Origin of the sequence: Pedobacter panaciterrae, assembly GCF_013204795.1 — a bacterium.
Taxonomy (GTDB): domain Bacteria; phylum Bacteroidota; class Bacteroidia; order Sphingobacteriales; family Sphingobacteriaceae; genus Pedobacter; species Pedobacter panaciterrae.
This window is the reverse complement of record NZ_JABMKW010000020.1, coordinates 1,120,272-1,137,737: the sequence shown is the minus strand read 5'-3', so window position 1 is coordinate 1,137,737 and position 17,466 is coordinate 1,120,272. Positions and strand designations below refer to the sequence as shown.

At 37.5% G+C, this 17,466-nt stretch carries 15 protein-coding genes and 1 riboswitch; of the genes, 8 read left to right on the top strand and 7 right to left on the bottom strand.

Translation table 11 applies throughout. The features are described 5' to 3' along the window. Positions 1 to 24: 24 nt before the first annotated feature. Both HQN86_RS23735 and HQN86_RS23730 read left to right on the top strand, forming a co-directional pair. Positions 25 to 411, top strand: a complete 387-nt coding sequence (locus HQN86_RS23735) for an STAS domain-containing protein (RefSeq protein ID WP_048904961.1) — start codon at positions 25 to 27, stop codon at positions 409 to 411. After that, positions 411 to 1,322 (top strand): ribonuclease Z, encoded by a 912-nt coding sequence (locus HQN86_RS23730; RefSeq protein ID WP_172663337.1) that lies wholly within the window; start codon positions 411 to 413, stop codon positions 1,320 to 1,322. The genes HQN86_RS23735 and HQN86_RS23730 overlap by 1 nt, the downstream gene beginning before the upstream one ends. Here the strand turns inward: HQN86_RS23730 and HQN86_RS23725 are convergent, their stop codons facing one another. Genes HQN86_RS23725 through HQN86_RS23715 form a run of 3 tightly spaced genes read right to left on the bottom strand, consistent with a single transcriptional unit; the run spans position 1,323 to position 4,052 of the window. Next, positions 1,323 to 2,273 carry an MlaD family protein gene (locus tag HQN86_RS23725; RefSeq protein WP_172663336.1) on the bottom strand — a complete coding sequence of 317 codons (951 nt, stop codon included), beginning with the start codon at positions 2,271 to 2,273 and terminating at the stop codon, positions 1,323 to 1,325. It lies immediately after the preceding gene. A gap of 28 nt (positions 2,274 to 2,301) precedes the next feature. Then, positions 2,302 to 3,147 (bottom strand): N-acetylmuramoyl-L-alanine amidase family protein, encoded by an 846-nt coding sequence (locus HQN86_RS23720; RefSeq protein ID WP_172663335.1) that lies wholly within the window; start codon positions 3,145 to 3,147, stop codon positions 2,302 to 2,304. A gap of 26 nt (positions 3,148 to 3,173) precedes the next feature. Further along, positions 3,174 to 4,052: an N-acetylmuramoyl-L-alanine amidase family protein gene (locus HQN86_RS23715; protein ID WP_246269726.1), complete on the bottom strand. Its 879-nt coding sequence runs from the start codon at positions 4,050 to 4,052 to the stop codon at positions 3,174 to 3,176. Between the two features lie 131 nt (positions 4,053 to 4,183). Between HQN86_RS23715 and HQN86_RS23710 the strand changes: the two genes are divergently transcribed. From HQN86_RS23710 to HQN86_RS23700, 3 genes are read left to right on the top strand one after another with little or no spacing between them, the layout of a single operon-like run. Further along, the gene (locus tag HQN86_RS23710) at positions 4,184 to 6,763 is read left to right on the top strand and encodes a putative LPS assembly protein LptD (RefSeq protein WP_246269725.1); all 2,580 of its coding nucleotides are present in this window, start codon (positions 4,184 to 4,186) and stop codon (positions 6,761 to 6,763) included. Positions 6,764 to 6,774: 11 nt separating this feature from the next. Beyond that, complete coding sequence (locus HQN86_RS23705) at positions 6,775 to 8,022, top strand: competence/damage-inducible protein A (RefSeq protein ID WP_172663332.1); 1,248 nt, start codon at positions 6,775 to 6,777, stop codon at positions 8,020 to 8,022. A gap of 50 nt (positions 8,023 to 8,072) precedes the next feature. Continuing rightward, positions 8,073 to 9,404 (top strand): dihydrolipoamide acetyltransferase family protein, encoded by a 1,332-nt coding sequence (locus HQN86_RS23700; RefSeq protein ID WP_172663331.1) that lies wholly within the window; start codon positions 8,073 to 8,075, stop codon positions 9,402 to 9,404. A 65-nt stretch (positions 9,405 to 9,469) separates the two neighbouring features. Here the strand turns inward: HQN86_RS23700 and HQN86_RS23695 are convergent, their stop codons facing one another. The 4 genes from HQN86_RS23695 to HQN86_RS23680 all read right to left on the bottom strand — a co-directional run bounded on the left by HQN86_RS23695 (position 9,470) and on the right by HQN86_RS23680 (position 14,738). Continuing rightward, positions 9,470 to 10,711 (bottom strand): homoserine dehydrogenase, encoded by a 1,242-nt coding sequence (locus HQN86_RS23695; protein WP_172663330.1) that lies wholly within the window; start codon positions 10,709 to 10,711, stop codon positions 9,470 to 9,472. Positions 10,712 to 10,718: 7 nt separating this feature from the next. Beyond that, positions 10,719 to 11,777, bottom strand: coding sequence for a homoserine O-acetyltransferase family protein (locus HQN86_RS23690; RefSeq protein ID WP_172663329.1), 1,059 nt, complete (start codon positions 11,775 to 11,777; stop codon positions 10,719 to 10,721). 25 nt (positions 11,778 to 11,802) lie between these two features. Beyond that, positions 11,803 to 13,107, bottom strand: a complete 1,305-nt coding sequence (locus HQN86_RS23685) for an O-acetylhomoserine aminocarboxypropyltransferase/cysteine synthase family protein (protein ID WP_172663328.1) — start codon at positions 13,105 to 13,107, stop codon at positions 11,803 to 11,805. A gap of 239 nt (positions 13,108 to 13,346) precedes the next feature. After that, positions 13,347 to 13,460: riboswitch (SAM riboswitch) on the bottom strand. Positions 13,461 to 13,619: 159 nt separating this feature from the next. Further along, positions 13,620 to 14,738 carry a trans-sulfuration enzyme family protein gene (locus tag HQN86_RS23680; RefSeq protein WP_172663327.1) on the bottom strand — a complete coding sequence of 373 codons (1,119 nt, stop codon included), beginning with the start codon at positions 14,736 to 14,738 and terminating at the stop codon, positions 13,620 to 13,622. Positions 14,739 to 14,856: 118 nt separating this feature from the next. Here HQN86_RS23680 and HQN86_RS23675 point away from each other — a divergent pair, with 118 nt between their 5' ends. From HQN86_RS23675 to HQN86_RS23665, 3 genes are all read left to right on the top strand, one after another. After that, positions 14,857 to 15,345, top strand: a complete 489-nt coding sequence (locus HQN86_RS23675) for a lipocalin family protein (RefSeq protein ID WP_172663326.1) — start codon at positions 14,857 to 14,859, stop codon at positions 15,343 to 15,345. A 124-nt stretch (positions 15,346 to 15,469) separates the two neighbouring features. Further along, a complete protein-coding gene (locus tag HQN86_RS23670) occupies positions 15,470 to 16,135 on the top strand; it encodes a FadR/GntR family transcriptional regulator (RefSeq protein WP_172663325.1) in 666 nt (221 codons plus the stop codon). 40 nt (positions 16,136 to 16,175) lie between these two features. Next, positions 16,176 to 17,408 carry an MFS transporter gene (locus tag HQN86_RS23665; RefSeq protein WP_172663324.1) on the top strand — a complete coding sequence of 411 codons (1,233 nt, stop codon included), beginning with the start codon at positions 16,176 to 16,178 and terminating at the stop codon, positions 17,406 to 17,408. Positions 17,409 to 17,466: the final 58 nt, after the last annotated feature.

Below are 17,466 nucleotides of genomic sequence, written 5' to 3'. Positions count from 1 at the left end.
AATCAAACTAAATAAATCAATATCATGAAATTTTCAGTAGATAAGCATGAAAAGTATGTTGTTTTGAAGCTTAATGAATCTAAGTTTACGAACGATAATACACCGAAATTGAAATCTGAATTCATCTTATTGAATACAGAGGGGTATCGTAATATCGTATTAGACTTATCGGCTATAAAGCAATGTGATGATTCTCAGGATCTGAGCAGTTTGCTTGTTGGAGACAGACTTTGTAAGAAATCTAATGGCCTGTTTATTGTAACAGGAATAAATGAGGTTGTGGCTAAAATATTGGAAATGTCCAATTTAGACCAATCGCTAACAATTGTGTCAAAACTTGATGAAGCAACTGATCTAATCTTTATGGAAGAAATAGAAAAAGAGTTGTTGGGAAGCGTAGATAAAGATTAATGAAATTTGAGGTTACTATTTTAGGGAGCAGCTCTGCCACGCCCGTATATAATAGAAATCCTACAGCACAGCTTTTAAATTGCAATGAGAAGTTTTATTTGATCGACTGTGGTGAGGGTACTCAGCAGCAGTTGATCAAATATGGCTTTAAAGCGAGCAAGATAGATTATGTGTTTATAAGCCATTTACATGGCGACCATTATTTTGGTTTAATAGGTTTGCTTTCCAGTCTGCACTTAAACGGACGTGTTAAGCCTATTAAGATATTTGCGCCGGAACCTTTACAGGAAATACTGGCCCTTCAGTTTAAATATTCAGAAACGGTAATTAGGTATCCGATTGAATTTGTGGTCACTCAGGCAACTGAATCTGTTCAGATTTTTGAAAATGCTGATCTGGTTGTTGATAGCTTTGTTTTAAATCATAGAATTCCATGCACGGGATTTAAGTTTACCCAAAAGAAACGACTGCGTAAGCTCATTGTTGAAAAATTGGAGGAAGAGCAGATCGATATTGAGTATTATCCTTTGTTAAAAAGAGGTGTTGATCTTAATTTACCTGATGGCAGAGTTATCCTGAATAAGGATTATACTACCGACTCTGATACCCCTAAAAAATATGGGTATTGTTCTGATACATTGTTTGATGAAACATATTTTAACAACATTGCAGATTGTGATTTGCTGTATCACGAGGCTACATTCTTACATGAAATGCTAGACCGCGCAAATATAACACATCATACGACGGCTTTACAGGCCGGTGAGATAGCCAAAATGACCGGGGCTGCAAAATTGCTTATCGGTCACTTTTCATCAAGATACAAGACGTTGCAACCTCTTTTGGATGAAGCAAAATCTGTTTTTGAAAACACTGAACTTGCAATAGAAGGTAATACTTATATTATTTGATTACTTATCCTTTTTACCCCCACCAAATATGGAGAAGTGAACATAACGTTTTGGGTTTGCTTTCAGATCTATCATCAGGTTATCAAGGCTTTTAGACGCATTGTTTAGATTGTCGTACATTTTTGTATCGTTAACTAACAGGCCTAGTGTTCCTTCACCATTATTGATTTTACCTACTATAGTTTGAAGATCTGCAACAGCTTTATTTGCATTATCTATTGTTTGTTTGAAATTAGCTGCAGCTACCTGATCAGTAATCGAATTGATATTGTTCAAAATGGCAGATATTTTGGCGTTGTTCTGCTTTAGATTGCCTGAAATTGCTTCTACATTGGCAAGAATTGCAGATATGCGGGTGCCTTCTGAACCAACTAGATTATCAACCTTTTTAGAGGTAGATTCTAAAGAAGAAAGGGTAGAGGCTATGCTGTTAAAGCTTTTGTCAACATTCTTTTGGAAATTTGGATTCAAGATGGAATTCACACTTGTTAGAATGGAGTCCATTTTTCCAATAATTAACTCAGCTTTTTTCTGAACTGGTTGTACCGTTTCAAGAATTCCTTTTTGAACGTTTGCATTCAATGTGTCACCATCCTGAGCAAAATCATTACCAGTACCCAGCGCCATTACAATTGCTTTACTTCCTAAAAGGTCGGTGCTTTCAAGCTTGGCAATACTATTTCTTGGGATCTCGTATTTGCCCTTGATTTTAAGCGTGGCAACAATTGAGCCGTCTGTTTGTAATTCCAGTTTATCTACACGGCCAATTTGATAGCCATTAATTAAAACCGGTTTGGATACCGCCAGACCATCAACACGCGAATATTTTGCATATAAAACAGTTTCACTTGAAAAAATGGCATTCCCCTTTAAAAAATTATATCCTATAATTAACAGGGCTATAGAAAAGGCAGCTAGTATGCCTACTTTGGTTTCGTTTGCTATCTTCATTCAGTGTATGTTCTTGGTATGTATTTACTTAATTTGTTTCGGTTTCCTTTTTGTAAGTTTTTATTGCCTTGAAAATTGAATTAACAATTTCTTCTTGTCCATGCGCTGAATTCATGTATTCTTCTTCGGTAGGGTTAGAAATAAATCCAATTTCTGTTAGTACCGCCGGCATTCCGCATCTTTGAAGAATTAAGAGTCCTTGTTCCTTAATCCCCCTGTTTACTCTATTGTCATCGTTGGTATAATTGTGCTGAATTAATTTAGCTAATTTCAGACTCTTATCCCTAAATATATTTTTGAACAAAGATAGTATAATAAATGTTTCAGGATCATTAGGATCGTAGCCATTATAATTTTGCTTATAATTCTTTTCGAGCTTGATGTCCTCATTTTCCCTAATGGCGGCATCTTGCTCATTTAAGCGGTGAGAACCTGCAACAAATGTTTCAGTGCCACTTGTAGATTTATTCTTTACATACGAATATTTAGGGGTCTTTTTGCCTCTTCTGTTTTTTGTATAACCGGTAACCACCCTTTTATCAGGCATTGAGTTACAGTGAATAGAAATGAAAAGATCGGCTTTATTGTCATTTGCAAGGGCAGCTCTTTTATAAAAATCTACATCAACATCTGTTTTTCTGGTATAAAGGATTTTTACTCCGGGTAATTCTTCTTCGAGCTTTTTGCCTAGCTTTAAAGCTACTTTTAGCGCTACATTTTTTTCCAATGAAAAACTTCCTCTGGCACCAGGCTTCGTTCCGCCATGTCCGGCATCAATAACAATAGTTTTAACTTTATAAGTTTGGGAAAATACTAGTTGTGAACTAAATAAACATAGTAATAATAACAGGGCTGCATTTTTCTTTACACTCATCTAATAATAGTTATTGATTCAATTATTTATCCTTCTATGCTTTTCTTGTAGTTTTCAATAGCCTTTAACAGACAATTGGTTATTTCAGTTTGTCCGGCCTCAGAATTCATATAGTCTTCTTCATCAGGGTTACTTATGAAACCAATTTCGGTTAATATGGCAGGCATACCTGCACGAGCTAAAACTGCGAGACTTTTTTCCTGAACACCACGATCGATGCGGCCAACATTAATGTATTGATCTTGTACCAGTTTAGCCAGTTTTAAACTTTGGGTTCTGAAAGTATTTTTCATTAGAGAAAGTATAATGAAATTTTCAGGATTGTTCGGGTCGAAGCCTTCGTAATTTTCCTTGTAGTTTTCCTCTAAGAATATGGATGCATTTTCTCTTTTAATAGCTTCGTCTTGTTCATTTACGCGTCCCATACCTGAAACAAATGTTTCGACTCCTCTTGTAGATGTGCTTTTTCTGCTAACTGTGCTTGTTATTGGAACTCTTTTCCCCCTGCTGTTTTTTCTATACCCTGTGACTACAGTTGACCTGTATACCGGCATATCATTGCAGTGAATTGAAATGAAAAGATCTGCTTTTGCATTATTTGCGATAGCAATACGCTCATAAAGAGGAATAAAAACATCCTCAGTTCTTGTGTAAATTACTTTTACATCCTTCATATTCGCTTCAATGGCAGCACCCAGGTGTAATGCTGTTTTAAGGGCTACATCTTTTTCAGTAGAGTAGAGCCCTCTTGTACTGCCATCTTTGCCACCATGTCCGGCGTCAATAACAATAGTTTTTATTTTATATTCTTGCGTAAATGCCTGATAATTAGATATAGTAATAATAACTGCAGAAATAAATACAATCAAAATCGCATTTGGTCTGAGCAATGGTATATTTTTCATTAATTTTGAACGTTTTGGATTAAACATTAATGCAAAAATAACATTCACACACGAATTTGAAACTTTTACGGTACATCATTTTTTTAAACTTCATTGTTTTATTAACATCTGTTGGTAATCGAGCCCTTGCTTTGAATAATTTTTCATGGCAGCAAGTAATTAAACAAGCAGACACCACTAAGAAAGGTAACGCACAAACTGCGCCAAAAGATACGACTGCCAGTGAGAAAATAGAATACTCTGCTCAAGATTCCAGTTTTGTGGATAAAGAGAAGGAAATGGTTTACCTATATGGGAAAGCCAGGGTTAAGTACCAGGATTTCGAACTTGATGCCGATTATATTACTTACAATTCAAAAACCAAGCAGATTTATGCCAGTGGAAGAACTGATGCTAAGGGAAAGTATGTCGGCAGGCCTATTGTTAAAATGACCGGGCAATCCACATCGCTTGCAGACTCACTGTTTTATAATACAGAAACCAGTGTTGGCCGTATATGGGGAGTATATACGGAGCAGGAGGGAGGATTCTTTACAGGAGGTAAAGCAAAGAAGCAACCGGATGATGAAATTCATAGTAAAGGCCAGACCTATAGTACCTGTAACCTACCACATCCGCACTTTGGTATTTATATTACAAAGGGAATTGTTACCGAAAATCAGATTATTACCGGCCCTGTATATTTAAAAATAGAGGACATTCCTTTACCTATTGGTTTACCCTTTGCATTTTTTCCCAAGCCTAACAAGAAATCCTCTGGGGTCATTCTGCCCAGTCCTGGTGAAGATTATACAAGAGGTTTTTTTCTGCGGGATGGGGGCTATTACCTTGGTCTAAACGATTACTGGGATGCAAAAATGCTGGCTACAATTTATACCAGAGGTTCATACGAAGGCTCATTACTCTCTAATTATACGAAAAGATATAAGTATAACGGTAATATAAACTTCCGATATTCAAATTCAAGGTATGGTCTGGAAGGTACACCTGAATATACACCAAGAAAGGATTTTAACCTGCAGTGGACGCACAGTCAGAATGCAAATGCAAAACCGGGGACAACATTTTCTGCCTCGGTAGATGCCGGTACAAGTTCCTTTAATCAAAACACAGCCGGGGGAGCCAGTTATGATTATAATCAGTTTACTAAAAATACTTTAAGGTCATCCGTGTCTTATGGCCGGGTTTTTGGCAACGGAATAACCCTTGGTATTGCGGCAGATGGTTCTCAGGAAACACAAAATAAGTCTGTAAGCCTACGCTTACCCGATATCAGTTTAAGTGTCCCAACCTTTAATCCATTTGATTCAAAAGATAGGCTAGGAGAACAAAAGTGGTATCAAAAGATAACCGTTGGTTATAGCATGCAGGCTAGTAATACCATTACAACAACGGAAGATCAGTTATTTAAAAGAGAGTCGCTTAATAAATTTAAAAATGGGGTTAGTCACCAGATCCCAGTAAATATGGCCTTTAATATAGCGGATTATTTTAATTTCAATACAGGGGTATCCTATACCGAGAGGTGGCAATTTCAAACGGTACGTAAATCTTATTTAAAGGTTCTAAATAGCGGTGATCAGGAGATAATTGACACGGTTGCAGGTTTTAAACGCAATGGTGAGTATAGCTTAAACATGGGCGTATCTACAAAGATTTATAGTACGGCTCAGTTTAATAAGTTTGGTAACTTCAAAGCATTGAGGCATGTGATGACCCCTCAGGTAAGTTTTAGCTACAGACCAGATTTTTCGGATGTAGCTAAAGGATATTATAAACTCGCTTACTATACTGACGGAACTCCAAAAATTGGATCGGACGGACAGCAGCAAAAATATTCAATCTTTGAAGGCTCACCTTATGGCTTTCCGGGAGCTGGTCGCTCTGCTTCAATTTCATTCAGTTTAGACAATACGGTTGAAGCAAAGGTGCTTACTCCAAATGATACTACAGGAAAAGGCAATAAAAAAATTCCTATTATCCAGGGTTTAAGTATTAGCGGTTCATACAATTTTCTGGCCCCAAGCTTTAAACTATCGACCCTTGGATTTAGCGGGCGTTCGCAGTTTACAGATAAGTTAGGCGTAAATTATTATGGTACTTTAGATCCGTATAGATATACGGATACTGTAGATGTTTTGACTGGAAAGGTGAGCAGGAAACTAATCGATGACTACGTATGGAATGTGGGTAAACTGCCTCGTCTAACTAATTTTGGTTTCTCCTTTAATTATAGTTTAAATCCTGAGGCTTTAAAAAAGAAGAATGAAAACGAACAGAATTTAAAGGATAAAGCTGCAAAGACAGGTATGACACCAGAGCAGTCGGAGGAACTTGCCAAAGTAAGCAGGGACCCTAATGCATTTGTGGATTTTAAAATTCCGTGGAACTTTGCCTTTAGCTATACTTTTAATTACAATACAGACAGGGTTGGTCAAAATTCAACGATCACCAATACTTTGAATTTTAATGGTGATGCCAATATCACCCCGAAATGGAAAGTCCAGTTTAATTCTGGTTGGGATTTTAAGGCGAGTACCTTCTCGCAAACCTCTTTAGCTATATATCGAGATTTACATTGCTGGGATATGAGCTTTAGCTGGATTCCTTTTGGTGCTTATCAGTTTTATTCTGTGGACATCAAAGTAAAAGCATCAGTGCTTCAGGATTTAAAACTGAGCAAGAGAAAGAATTACTATACCCGATTCTAATATTTGAATTTATGCTAGCTGAAATAATAACGATAGGAGATGAGATTCTTATTGGTCAGATTGTAGATACCAATTCTGCCTGGATGGCCAAAGAACTTAATCTGATAGGAATTAAGGTAAAACAAATTACCTCAGTATCTGACGATGCTGATCATATATCTGAAGCTTTAGCACTTGCTGAAAAAAGAGCAAAAGTGATTCTGATTACCGGTGGGCTAGGCCCCACTAAAGATGATATTACAAAAATAACCCTCGCCAAATATTTTAATATGGGGTTTAGGAGGGATGAGGATACATTGGCGCACATTACTGAGATCTTTAAGCGGCATAACAGGCCAATGATCGAATCTAATATAAAACAGGCCGATGTTCCGGAAGGTTGTACGGTTATCAAAAATGAGAACGGGACAGCGCCTTGTATGTGGTTTGAGCATAATGGGAACATCATTGTATCTATGCCAGGTGTTCCATTTGAAATGATGTACCTGATGCAGGAACAGATTCTGCCTCGTTTAAAGGGAGCATTTAAACTTCCATTCATTGTTCATAAAACCATACTTACCGCTAATATAGGAGAGTCATTTTTAGCTGCTGAAATTGAGGATATTGAAAATAGCTTACCTGAGCATATTAAACTTGCATACCTGCCAAGACTAGGTCAGGTACGTTTAAGACTGAGCAGCACAGGAACTAATGAAGCAATACTGAAAAATGAGGTAGAAATTTATGCTCAGCAGATTATTGCTAAAGTAAAGAAAAACGTTGTTGTGGAAGAGGATATTGCCCTTGAAAAGGCAATTCTAAATATAATGGATGAGAGAAAGCTTACGCTTTCGACCGCCGAAAGTTGCACCGGTGGTTATATTGCCCACTTGATTACACAACATCCAGGATGTTCATCTGTTTATGTTGGAGGGGCAGTCGTCTATTCTTATGAACTTAAGGAATCCGTTTTGGGTGTTAGCCCTAAAACCTTAAATAATTACGGTGCAGTGAGCGAACAGACCGTAAAAGAAATGGCTCAGGGAGCAATAGATCATTTTAAAACAGATTATGCTGTAGCGGTAAGTGGAATTGCTGGTCCGGATGGTGGTATGCCTGGTAAACCCGTTGGTACAGTGTGGATTGCGGTAGCGAGTAGTAAGCGTGTTGTGGCAAGGGTTTATAGTTTTGGAAATAAAAGAGCGCAAAACATAGAACGTTCAGCCATAGCAGCTTTGACCATGATTTTGAATGAACTTAACCAATATGGGGATTAAGTGTTCAAAATACTTTACTTTTGCATCCGATATCAATCATGAAATAAAAAATGGCTCAATACGAATTATTGTTACCTAAAATGGGGGAAAGTGTTGCAGAAGCAACCATCATTAAATGGGTTAAACAGCCCGGGGATATGATAGAGATGGATGATACGGTTCTGGAAATTGCTACAGATAAGGTTGATTCTGAAGTTCCATCACCAATAGCAGGTAAGCTAATTAAACAGTTGTTCAAGGAAGATGAAATTGTGCAGGTAGGTACTGTAATTGCGATTATTGAAACTGATTCTGATGCTGCTGAGCATGTTGCAGTTACCATACCTGCGGCAGAACAGTCTATTGTTGAAAGCATTCCCGGAACAGAACAATTGGCATCAAATGATGCCAGAGGCGCTGCGAAAGAAGATAGTGGTTCTGATCGTTTTTATTCTCCTTTAGTGAAAAATATAGCTGCTCAGGAAAATATTGCGATAAGTGAATTAGATGCTATATCTGGTACTGGTGCTGATGGACGTTTGACTAAGGATGACTTGTTAAATTATATTCAAAATAAAAAAGGGGGAGCACCTTCAATAGCTCCTGCTCCACAAGCAGCTAAAACTGAAACATCTGTTAAAGAAGAAACTGTTAAACCTGCATCTGTATCTCAGCCATTGACAAGTGTAAGTGGTGGTGATGAGATTATCGAGATGGATAGGATGCGTAAATTAATTGCCGAACATATGGTAATGAGTAAGCACACTTCGGCTCACGTAACATCATTTGTTGAAGCAGATGTGACTAATCTGGTCCTGTGGCGTGATAAGGTGAAGGGAAACTTTGAAAAACGCGAGAATGAGAAGATTACTTTTACTCCATTATTTATAGAAGCTGTTGCCAAGGCAATAAAAGATTATCCAATGATCAACGTTTCAGTAAATGGAAACCAGATTATTAAAAAGAGAGATATTAACATCGGCATGGCCGCTGCTTTACCTAGTGGGAACCTGATTGTTCCTGTTATTAAAAATGCAGATCAGTTTAATTTGGTTGGATTAACTAAATCGGTAAACGATTTGGCGAAAAGAGCACGTATTTCTAAGCTTAAGCCTGATGAAACGCAAAATGGAACGTTTACACTGACTAATGTAGGTTCTTTTGGTAATGTAATGGGTACACCTATTATTAATCAACCACAGGTCGCCATTTTAGCCGTAGGCGCAATTAAAAAGAAACCAGCAGTATTAGAAACAGAATTTGGCGATGTAATCGCTATACGCCATATGATGTTCCTTTCGCTTTCCTATGACCATAGAGTTGTAGATGGAGCGTTGGGTGGATCTTTTGTAAGAAGAGTAGCTGATTATCTTGAAAATTGGGATTTGAACAGAGAAATATAAAATAACATAAAGCAAAAGGCCCCGAATGGGGCCTTTTCACTATCAAAACAAAGCAAAAATAATAACTAGTTAAATATCACTTCCTCTTCAGAAACCTTTAAGATTTGCTGTTCGGTGTAAGTGTACCTACCAGTATGAGCAATAAAAACATCCTTTTGCTCAAGAAGGTCGCGGTTAGCCAATAAAGTTTTCAGGCTTACATTTCCAATTACATATTTGTAATCATTACGGGAGAACCGCTCAATAATATTATCTATCTGCAGCTTTTCCAATGTATACTCATGGGTATAGCGCAAATAAACTTCAATGTTTACATTGTCGGTATGAACTAACCCATTGTGTTGATGGTATTTTTTATACTCATAACGATAATCATATCTTAGTGCAGCTATATCTGATAAAACAGCTGCTCCTGTAGGGTGACCACCTGCACCTTTTCCAAAGAAGAATTGCTTATCAGCAAAGGCGGCCTGAACAGTTACACCGTTGTATTCGTTTTCTACATTGAACAGAAAATCATCAGATTTTACAAACTTTGGCAATACATAAGTAATGATTTGCTTGGTGCTTATTTTACGCGCAGTAGGTACAAGTTTAATTCTAAAGTTCTTCTCTCTGGCGTACTTAATGTCATGCTCTGATAAGTTCTGAATGCCAACATTAAGTATCTTATCAGGATCAATAAATAACCCGTAAGCATGTGCAGTTGCAATAGCCAATTTAAATTTAGGATCATAACCTCCAACATCCAGAATAGGATTAGATTCAGCAAAACCAAGATCTTGCGCCTGCTTTAATGCCACGCCATATTCAAGATTTTCATTAAATATTTTAGATAGAATGTAGTTAGATGAACCGTTGAATATTCCACTTATACCGTGCAGTAATTCATTGTCGTAATATTCTTCCAGATTACGGATGATAGGTATACTGCCGCAAACTGCACCTTCATATAATAGAGATGCATTATGTTTTTCTTGCAATTCAACCAGTTCGGCCAGATGAGTAGCAATCATTTTTTTATTGGCAGAAACTACATTTTTACCGCTGATTAATGCTCTTTTAACGATGTTGTAGGCAATCTCTGCGTCATCAATTAACTCAACTACAGTGTTAATTTCACTATTGTCTAATATTTCGTCATGATTTGTGGTGAAAAGATGTGCCTCAAGGCTACGTTTTTTCTCAGGATTTTTAATAGCTATTTTAACGATCTCAAGGTTTAGGTCCTGACCGCGAATAATATCATGCAATCCTTGTCCAACAACTCCAAAACCAAATAAGCCGATCTTAAGTTTCTTACTCATCTAAATACTATGCTGTTTTATGTAATTTAATTATTTTCTTATTTGCACTTTCTTTTAAGAATGTGCCAATTATGTTGGTTAATATGTCTGTCTCAATTAAAAAACCATCGTGGCCATAAGCAGAGCTAATACTTTTGAGTGCTGCTCCTGGAATATGCTTCGCTAAAAACTCTTGTTCACAAAGCGGGAACAGAACATCGTTTTCAATTCCTATTACCAGCGTATTCGCTTTAACTAATGCTAAGGCATCAACAATACTTTTTCTGCTTCGGCCAACATTATGGCTGTCCATTGCTTTACTCAAGTACCAATAGCTGTAGGCATTAAAACGTTTACACAGTTTTTCGCCCTGATAATTCTGGTAAGAGGCGGCTCGGAATGAACCTGTTTTGTCATTTACACTTTCTAATTGAGTAGCTGAATATGCTTCATAAGTGCGATAAGATAATAAAGCAATGCTTCTTGCGGCTTTTAAACCTTTTAAGCCACCATCTGGCTGCTGTGCATAAAATGTACGATCAGTGCTGATTGCTAAACGCTGACTCTCGTTAAATGCAATTCCCCATGGTGAGTGTACTGCATTTGTAGCTACAAGAATTAGATTGTCTACGCTCTTGCTATCTGTAATGGCCCATTCCAATGCTTGTTGCCCGCCTAAAGAACCGCCAATTAATACTTTAAGGTGTTGAATGCCAAGATATGATGCAAGCAAGCGGTGAGCAGCGACCAAATCTCTGATGGTAAATTCTGGAAAAGCAAGGTAATACGGTTGCCCTGTTACCGGATTTATACTTAATGGATTGGTTGTACCGTAATTAGACCCTAATACATTTGCACAGATGATAAAGTGTTCCTCAGGGTTAAACAGGTCGTTATTGCCGAAAAGTCCTTTCCACCAGTCTAAAACATCAGCATTGGCTGTAAGCGCATGGCATACCCAGATCACATTATCTTTCTTTGCATTTAGTTTGCCATAAGTTTGATAAGCAATCTCTAATTTGCGTAGTTTTTTCCCGTTCTCTAGCTTAAATAACTTTGTATGCGTATATGTGGCAGTAGTGCTCATTCTTTAGATCTTGTAGCGTTTTATTTTATTTGTTGATAGCAGCAAAGGCTTGTTCAAAATCAGCCTTAATGTCGTCTATGTGTTCAATTCCTACAGAAACACGTAGCTGGCTGGCTGTAATGCCTGCAGCAATTTGTTCCTCGTCACTTAGTTGTTGATGCGTAGTTGCTGAAGGTTGTATGATAAGGGTTTTTGCATCACCCAGGTTTGCAAGGTGGCTAACAAGTTTAAGATTGTCGACCAATGCCGTTGCTTTTTCTTTATCACCATGTAGTTCAAAAGATAGCACTGCACCGAATCCATTCTTTAAATACTTTTTGGCGTTAGCATGATATGGACTGCTTTCAAGTCCGGGATAGTTTACGCTCTTCACAGCATCATGGCTTTCTAACCAGGTCGCCAGTGCAAGTGTGTTATCTACGTGACGTTGCACGCGAAGTGATAAAGTTTCTAATCCCTGAATTAAAAGGAAAGAGTTGAAAGGAGAGATGGCCGGGCCAAAATCTCTTAACCCTTCAACGCGGGCACGAATAATGAATTGAATATTTCCAAAAGGACCACCAATTCCAAAAACATCATTAAAAATTAAACCATGATATCCTTCTGATGGCTCGGTAAATTGAGGGAATTTGCCATTTCCCCAGTTGTAATTTCCACCATCTACTATTACCCCGCCAATACTGGTGCCATGTCCGCCAATCCATTTGGTAGCAGATTGCACAACAACATGGGCCCCGTGTTCTAAAGGTTTAAACAGATAACCAGCTGCGCCAAAAGTATTATCTACTATTAACGGTAAATCGTGCCTGTTGGCAATGGCAGATAATTTTTCGAAATCGGCAATACTGAAAGCTGGATTACCAATGGTTTCTAAATATATAGCTTTAGTATTTGCATCGATTTTTGATTCAAAATCGTTGGCATCATCGCCATTAGCAAACCTAACCTCAATACCAAGACGTTTAAAGCTTACTTTGAACTGATTATATGATCCGCCATATAAATGAGATGAGGATACAAAATTGTCACCTGCCTGTAGGATATTATTTAATGCAATAAATTGAGCCGCCTGTCCCGAAGCTACGGCTAAAGCAGCCACACCGCCTTCAAGTGCTGCTATTCTTTTTTCGAAAACATCAGTTGTCGGATTCATGATCCTGGTGTAAATGTTTCCGAATTCCTTTAGCGCAAATAAGTTTGCACCATGTTCGGAGTTCTTAAAACCGTAAGAGGTAGTTTGGTATATCGGAACAGCTCTTGATCCTGTAGTAGGATCAATTTCCTGACCTGCATGTACTTGTAATGTTTCGAATTTATGTGATGTTGACATGTTATATTTAGTTTTAAGTGGTTCCTGTTATGTTTTTGAGTCGATACGTTGCGGAGATTTTAGCTTCGGAAACGTATACCGTTGTTAAGCGTACCCCTGCAAGGGGCCTTCCGTATGAATGTGAAATGCAAAAGGAAGATTTGTAAATTATAGTATGCAACAGCACATGCAATTAGCCTGCTGAGGATAACAATAATTAAACAGATTTGAAGTAATGCTTACAGTTTTCATTTTGTTTCAATTTATCTTTCCAAACGACACCATGTCTTTTGGTCAGGAATTGGCACCTTCTCCATCTTGGGAGGGTTGCCAGTGGGTCAAAGAGCCTGTCTCTCGCCACTTCTTTATAAATCAAACCTTTTTATTAAGGAAGGTTGACTTGGTTAGCTTTCGCTAAATGATATTGCAAATGTAGATTTAAGTTAATAAATATCCAAAATTATATTTTGGATATTTATTAACTTGTTGTATTACAGTGTTGTAAATTAATTTTTTGATGGGGTTGCTTGATTTTATCCTGCAAGTGCCTGATCTAAATCTGCTATTAGATCATCTATATGCTCAAGCCCAACAGATATCCGAATTAAATTTTGTGGGGTTTTGGTGTCAGGTCCTTCAACAGATGCACGGTGTTCTATTAAACTTTCAACTCCACCTAAACTTGTAGCCTGCGCAAAGACTTTAACTTTATTAACCACTTTTCTGGCTTCATCAGATCCACCTTTAACTAACACCGATAACATTCCTCCATAGCCATTCATTTGCCTTTTTGCGATGTCGTACTGAGGGTGGGTTATTAATCCCGGATAATAAACTCTTTCAATAGCAGGGTGTTTTTCTAGATGTAATGCTAAAGCCAATCCATTAGTACAATGGCCGCGCATGCGGTATGCCAATGTTTTGATACTTCTTATTAACAGAAAACAATCGAAAGGAGAGGGTACTGCTCCACCAACTTGCTGTATGTTTCTGATCTTTTCCCAAAATTCATTTTTTTCTGCCGTGATAAGTACCCCACCCAGAACATCACTATGGCCACCAATATATTTTGTGGAAGAGTGCATTACAATATCCGCCCCAAAATCAATAGGGTTTTGTAAGCATGGCGAAGCAAAAGTGCTGTCGCATGCAAGAATAAGGTTGTTCTCCTTGGCGATTTTGGAAACCCCGGCAATATCTGTAATTTTTAATAATGGATTAGAAGGGGTTTCTATCCATATCAATACAGTATTCTTCTTAATGAATTTTGCTATGTTATCAAGGTTCGTAAGATCTATAAAATCAATTTCAAGAGTATCTTTAAAAATGGTCTGCAGTTGTTTTTTAAAACCCCAGTACATGTCGTCAGGAGCAATGATATGGCTTCCTGGTTTTAAAGCCTGAAAAACTGCCATTCCAGCCGTATTTCCTGAAGAAAACGCACAGGCTTCTACACCTTTTTCTAATTCTGAAAGCGCATTTTCCAGTGCTGATCTATTTGGATTACTTACTCTGCTATACATATGTCCACCAGAGTAGCCACCATCTTCATCTCTCAGGAATGTGGTAGATAGATTTATAGGAGGTGTAACATCATTAGTGCTGACTTTATATAAATTTCCAGCATGTATTGCAAGTGTTTCTGGCTTCATTATTACGGGGTTAAAAGTTAAGATTGGGCATAAGATGTAACAAAGTTAAGGGTATAATGTTATTCGCCTTAAGTTTTGGCAAGATTTATGTAATTGAATTATCAAATTAAAGAAGAATATGAAAAGAATATTACTGATAGCAGCCATTTTATGCAGTTCGTTAATGGTTTTGCAAAGTTGTTCGCCTAAAGGTGGTGCAACTCAAAGTTTAAAGAAAGGTAATGTAACTGGTAATTGGGTTTTAAATGATATTACATTTGAAGGCTTGCCGCAATCAGCAGTAAAATCATTGTTTGATGAAGGTTCTTATACTTGCTTCAAAGGAAGTACCTGGAGTCTCACTAATAGCGGAAACGGAAGCTATACCTTACCAGGTGGAGGAGAGTGTACTGCAAAAACTCAGAAAATATACTGGTCAGTAAGTCCTGCTGACGAGACATTCCAATTCAAAAAGATCTTTGAAGGCGAAAAAGCCAAAAACGTAACTTCTGGTTACAGATCGGTATTGTCTTCTACAGATGGCAATAGTATGGTTATTAAATCACCTGTAGAATATGGAGCAAAAACTGCTTACATTGTCTTGAATTTTACAAAAGCAGCGAAATAAGAGTAAAATAGTTTGGTTTAGGGAAAAGGGTTCAATTAGTTTTGAGCCCTTTTTTTATTGATTTCTTTGTTAGATGTATTTTAATTTCTACCTTTGAATTCATCTGATGATATGATGAATTAACATGAAAGATCTTATACAAAAAAAGTCTCTTGCGGATGAAGTAGCCGCGCGATTAAGTGAGCAGATTTCTCTTGGACAATACAAAGTGAATGAACAGTTGCCGATAGAACCGGAATTAATGAAAAACTTTGGTGTTGGACGCTCAACTATAAGGGAAGCCATAAAAATATTAGCTAATTCTGGGTTACTTAGAGTTCAACAAGGGATTGGAACTTTTGTAGATCAGCTAACAGCAAATAGGGAACCTATGGATTTGCGGTTAAAGCGTGCGAATGTTAAAGATCTGGATGAGGTTAGGCAATTACTTGAAATGAAAATTGCAGAGAAAGCAGCACTTAACAGAACTGAAAGTGATATTATAATCATAAGAACTCATCTGGAAAACAGAAGAAGAGCGGCCAAGGAGGGATTAATAGATGAATGTATTGAAGCAGATGTGCAATTTCATATATCAATTGCCGAAGCTTCAAAGAATGAAATACTTGCCGACTTATATAAATCAGCCTCCATTCATTTAAAAAATTGGTTCCTTCAAACACATTCAGATGCCAGAGCCTTCGAAGAAACTTACATATATCATGAGCAGTTGCTAAAAAGCATTATCGCCGGAGACCCAAAAAAGGCCTGGAACATTGCCGCAAAAATATTAGGACACGTATCTCAATAAAAATTTATTAAAATTCATCAGATGATCTGATCTGAAAAATATGGAAAAAACATCTTTTACAAACACTGCCGTTATCGACACAAAGAGAATTACACAGCAAACAGTATTCTCTATTTTATTCACAATTAGTTTTACACATTTACTTAATGATATGCTTCAGGCAGTAATTCCTGCTGTATATCCTGTAATAAAAGAAAAGTTCAGTCTTACGTTTGCTCAAATAGGTCTTATCACTTTAACTTATCAGCTAACAGCATCAATATTGCAACCCTTTATTGGTTTTTATACAGATAAGAGGCCCCGCCCGTATTCACTTGTTATTGCAATGGGTTTTACGCTCTGTGGACTTGTAGCTGTGTCCTTTGCTTCCAGTTTTTTAAATATCCTTCTTGCAGTAAGTTTAATAGGAGTAGGGTCCTCAATATTCCATCCGGAATCTTCCAGGGTAGCACATTTAGCTTCCGGAGGTAAAAAGGGACTTGCACAATCTATTTTTCAGCTGGGTGGAAATGCAGGTAGTGCTATAGGTCCGCTTTTGGCGGCAATTATAGTTGTCCCTCATGGTCAATTTTACCTTATATGGTTTTCATTAGCTGCAATTTTAGGTATTGTAGTACTGTCTAGGGTTGCAAAATGGTATCAGGAACAATTGGCCTTAAAGGCATTAAATAAAAGCATCCTTAAGGAAGAGGTTCATCATAATTTATCTAAGAACCGAGTGGTACTTTCCTTAGGTATTTTGATGGTACTTATCTTTTCAAAATACTTCTACATGGCTAGTATGACTAGCTATTACACATTCTACCTAATGGATAAATTTAATGTGTCGGTGCAGCAGTCTCAGGTCTACCTATTTGCTTTTTTAGGGGCTGTTGCTGCCGGTACGTTAATTGGAGGACCATTAGGAGATAGATTTGGCCGTAAGTATATCATCTGGATCTCAATTCTAGGTGCAGCGCCATTCACATTATTGCTGCCGTATGTTTCTTTATTCTGGACAGGTGCTTTATCTGTTGTTATTGGCTTAATTATTTCTTCCGCATTTTCTGCAATACTGGTTTATGCAACCGAATTGGTACCCGGAAAAGTGGGGATGATTGCTGGTCTGTTCTTCGGTTTTGCATTTGGTATGGGCGGATTAGGCTCCGCAGTTTTGGGGAAGCTGGCCGATCAGACCAGTATTGAATATGTATTTAAAATTTGTGCTTTTCTTCCTTTGATTGGGATTTTTACAGGGTTTCTCCCAAATATAGAGGGTAGTAAAAAAAGATAATTTTTGCGCTCGATCGTACTCCTTTATTCATTAAATAGTAGTGAATTAGGAGTACTTT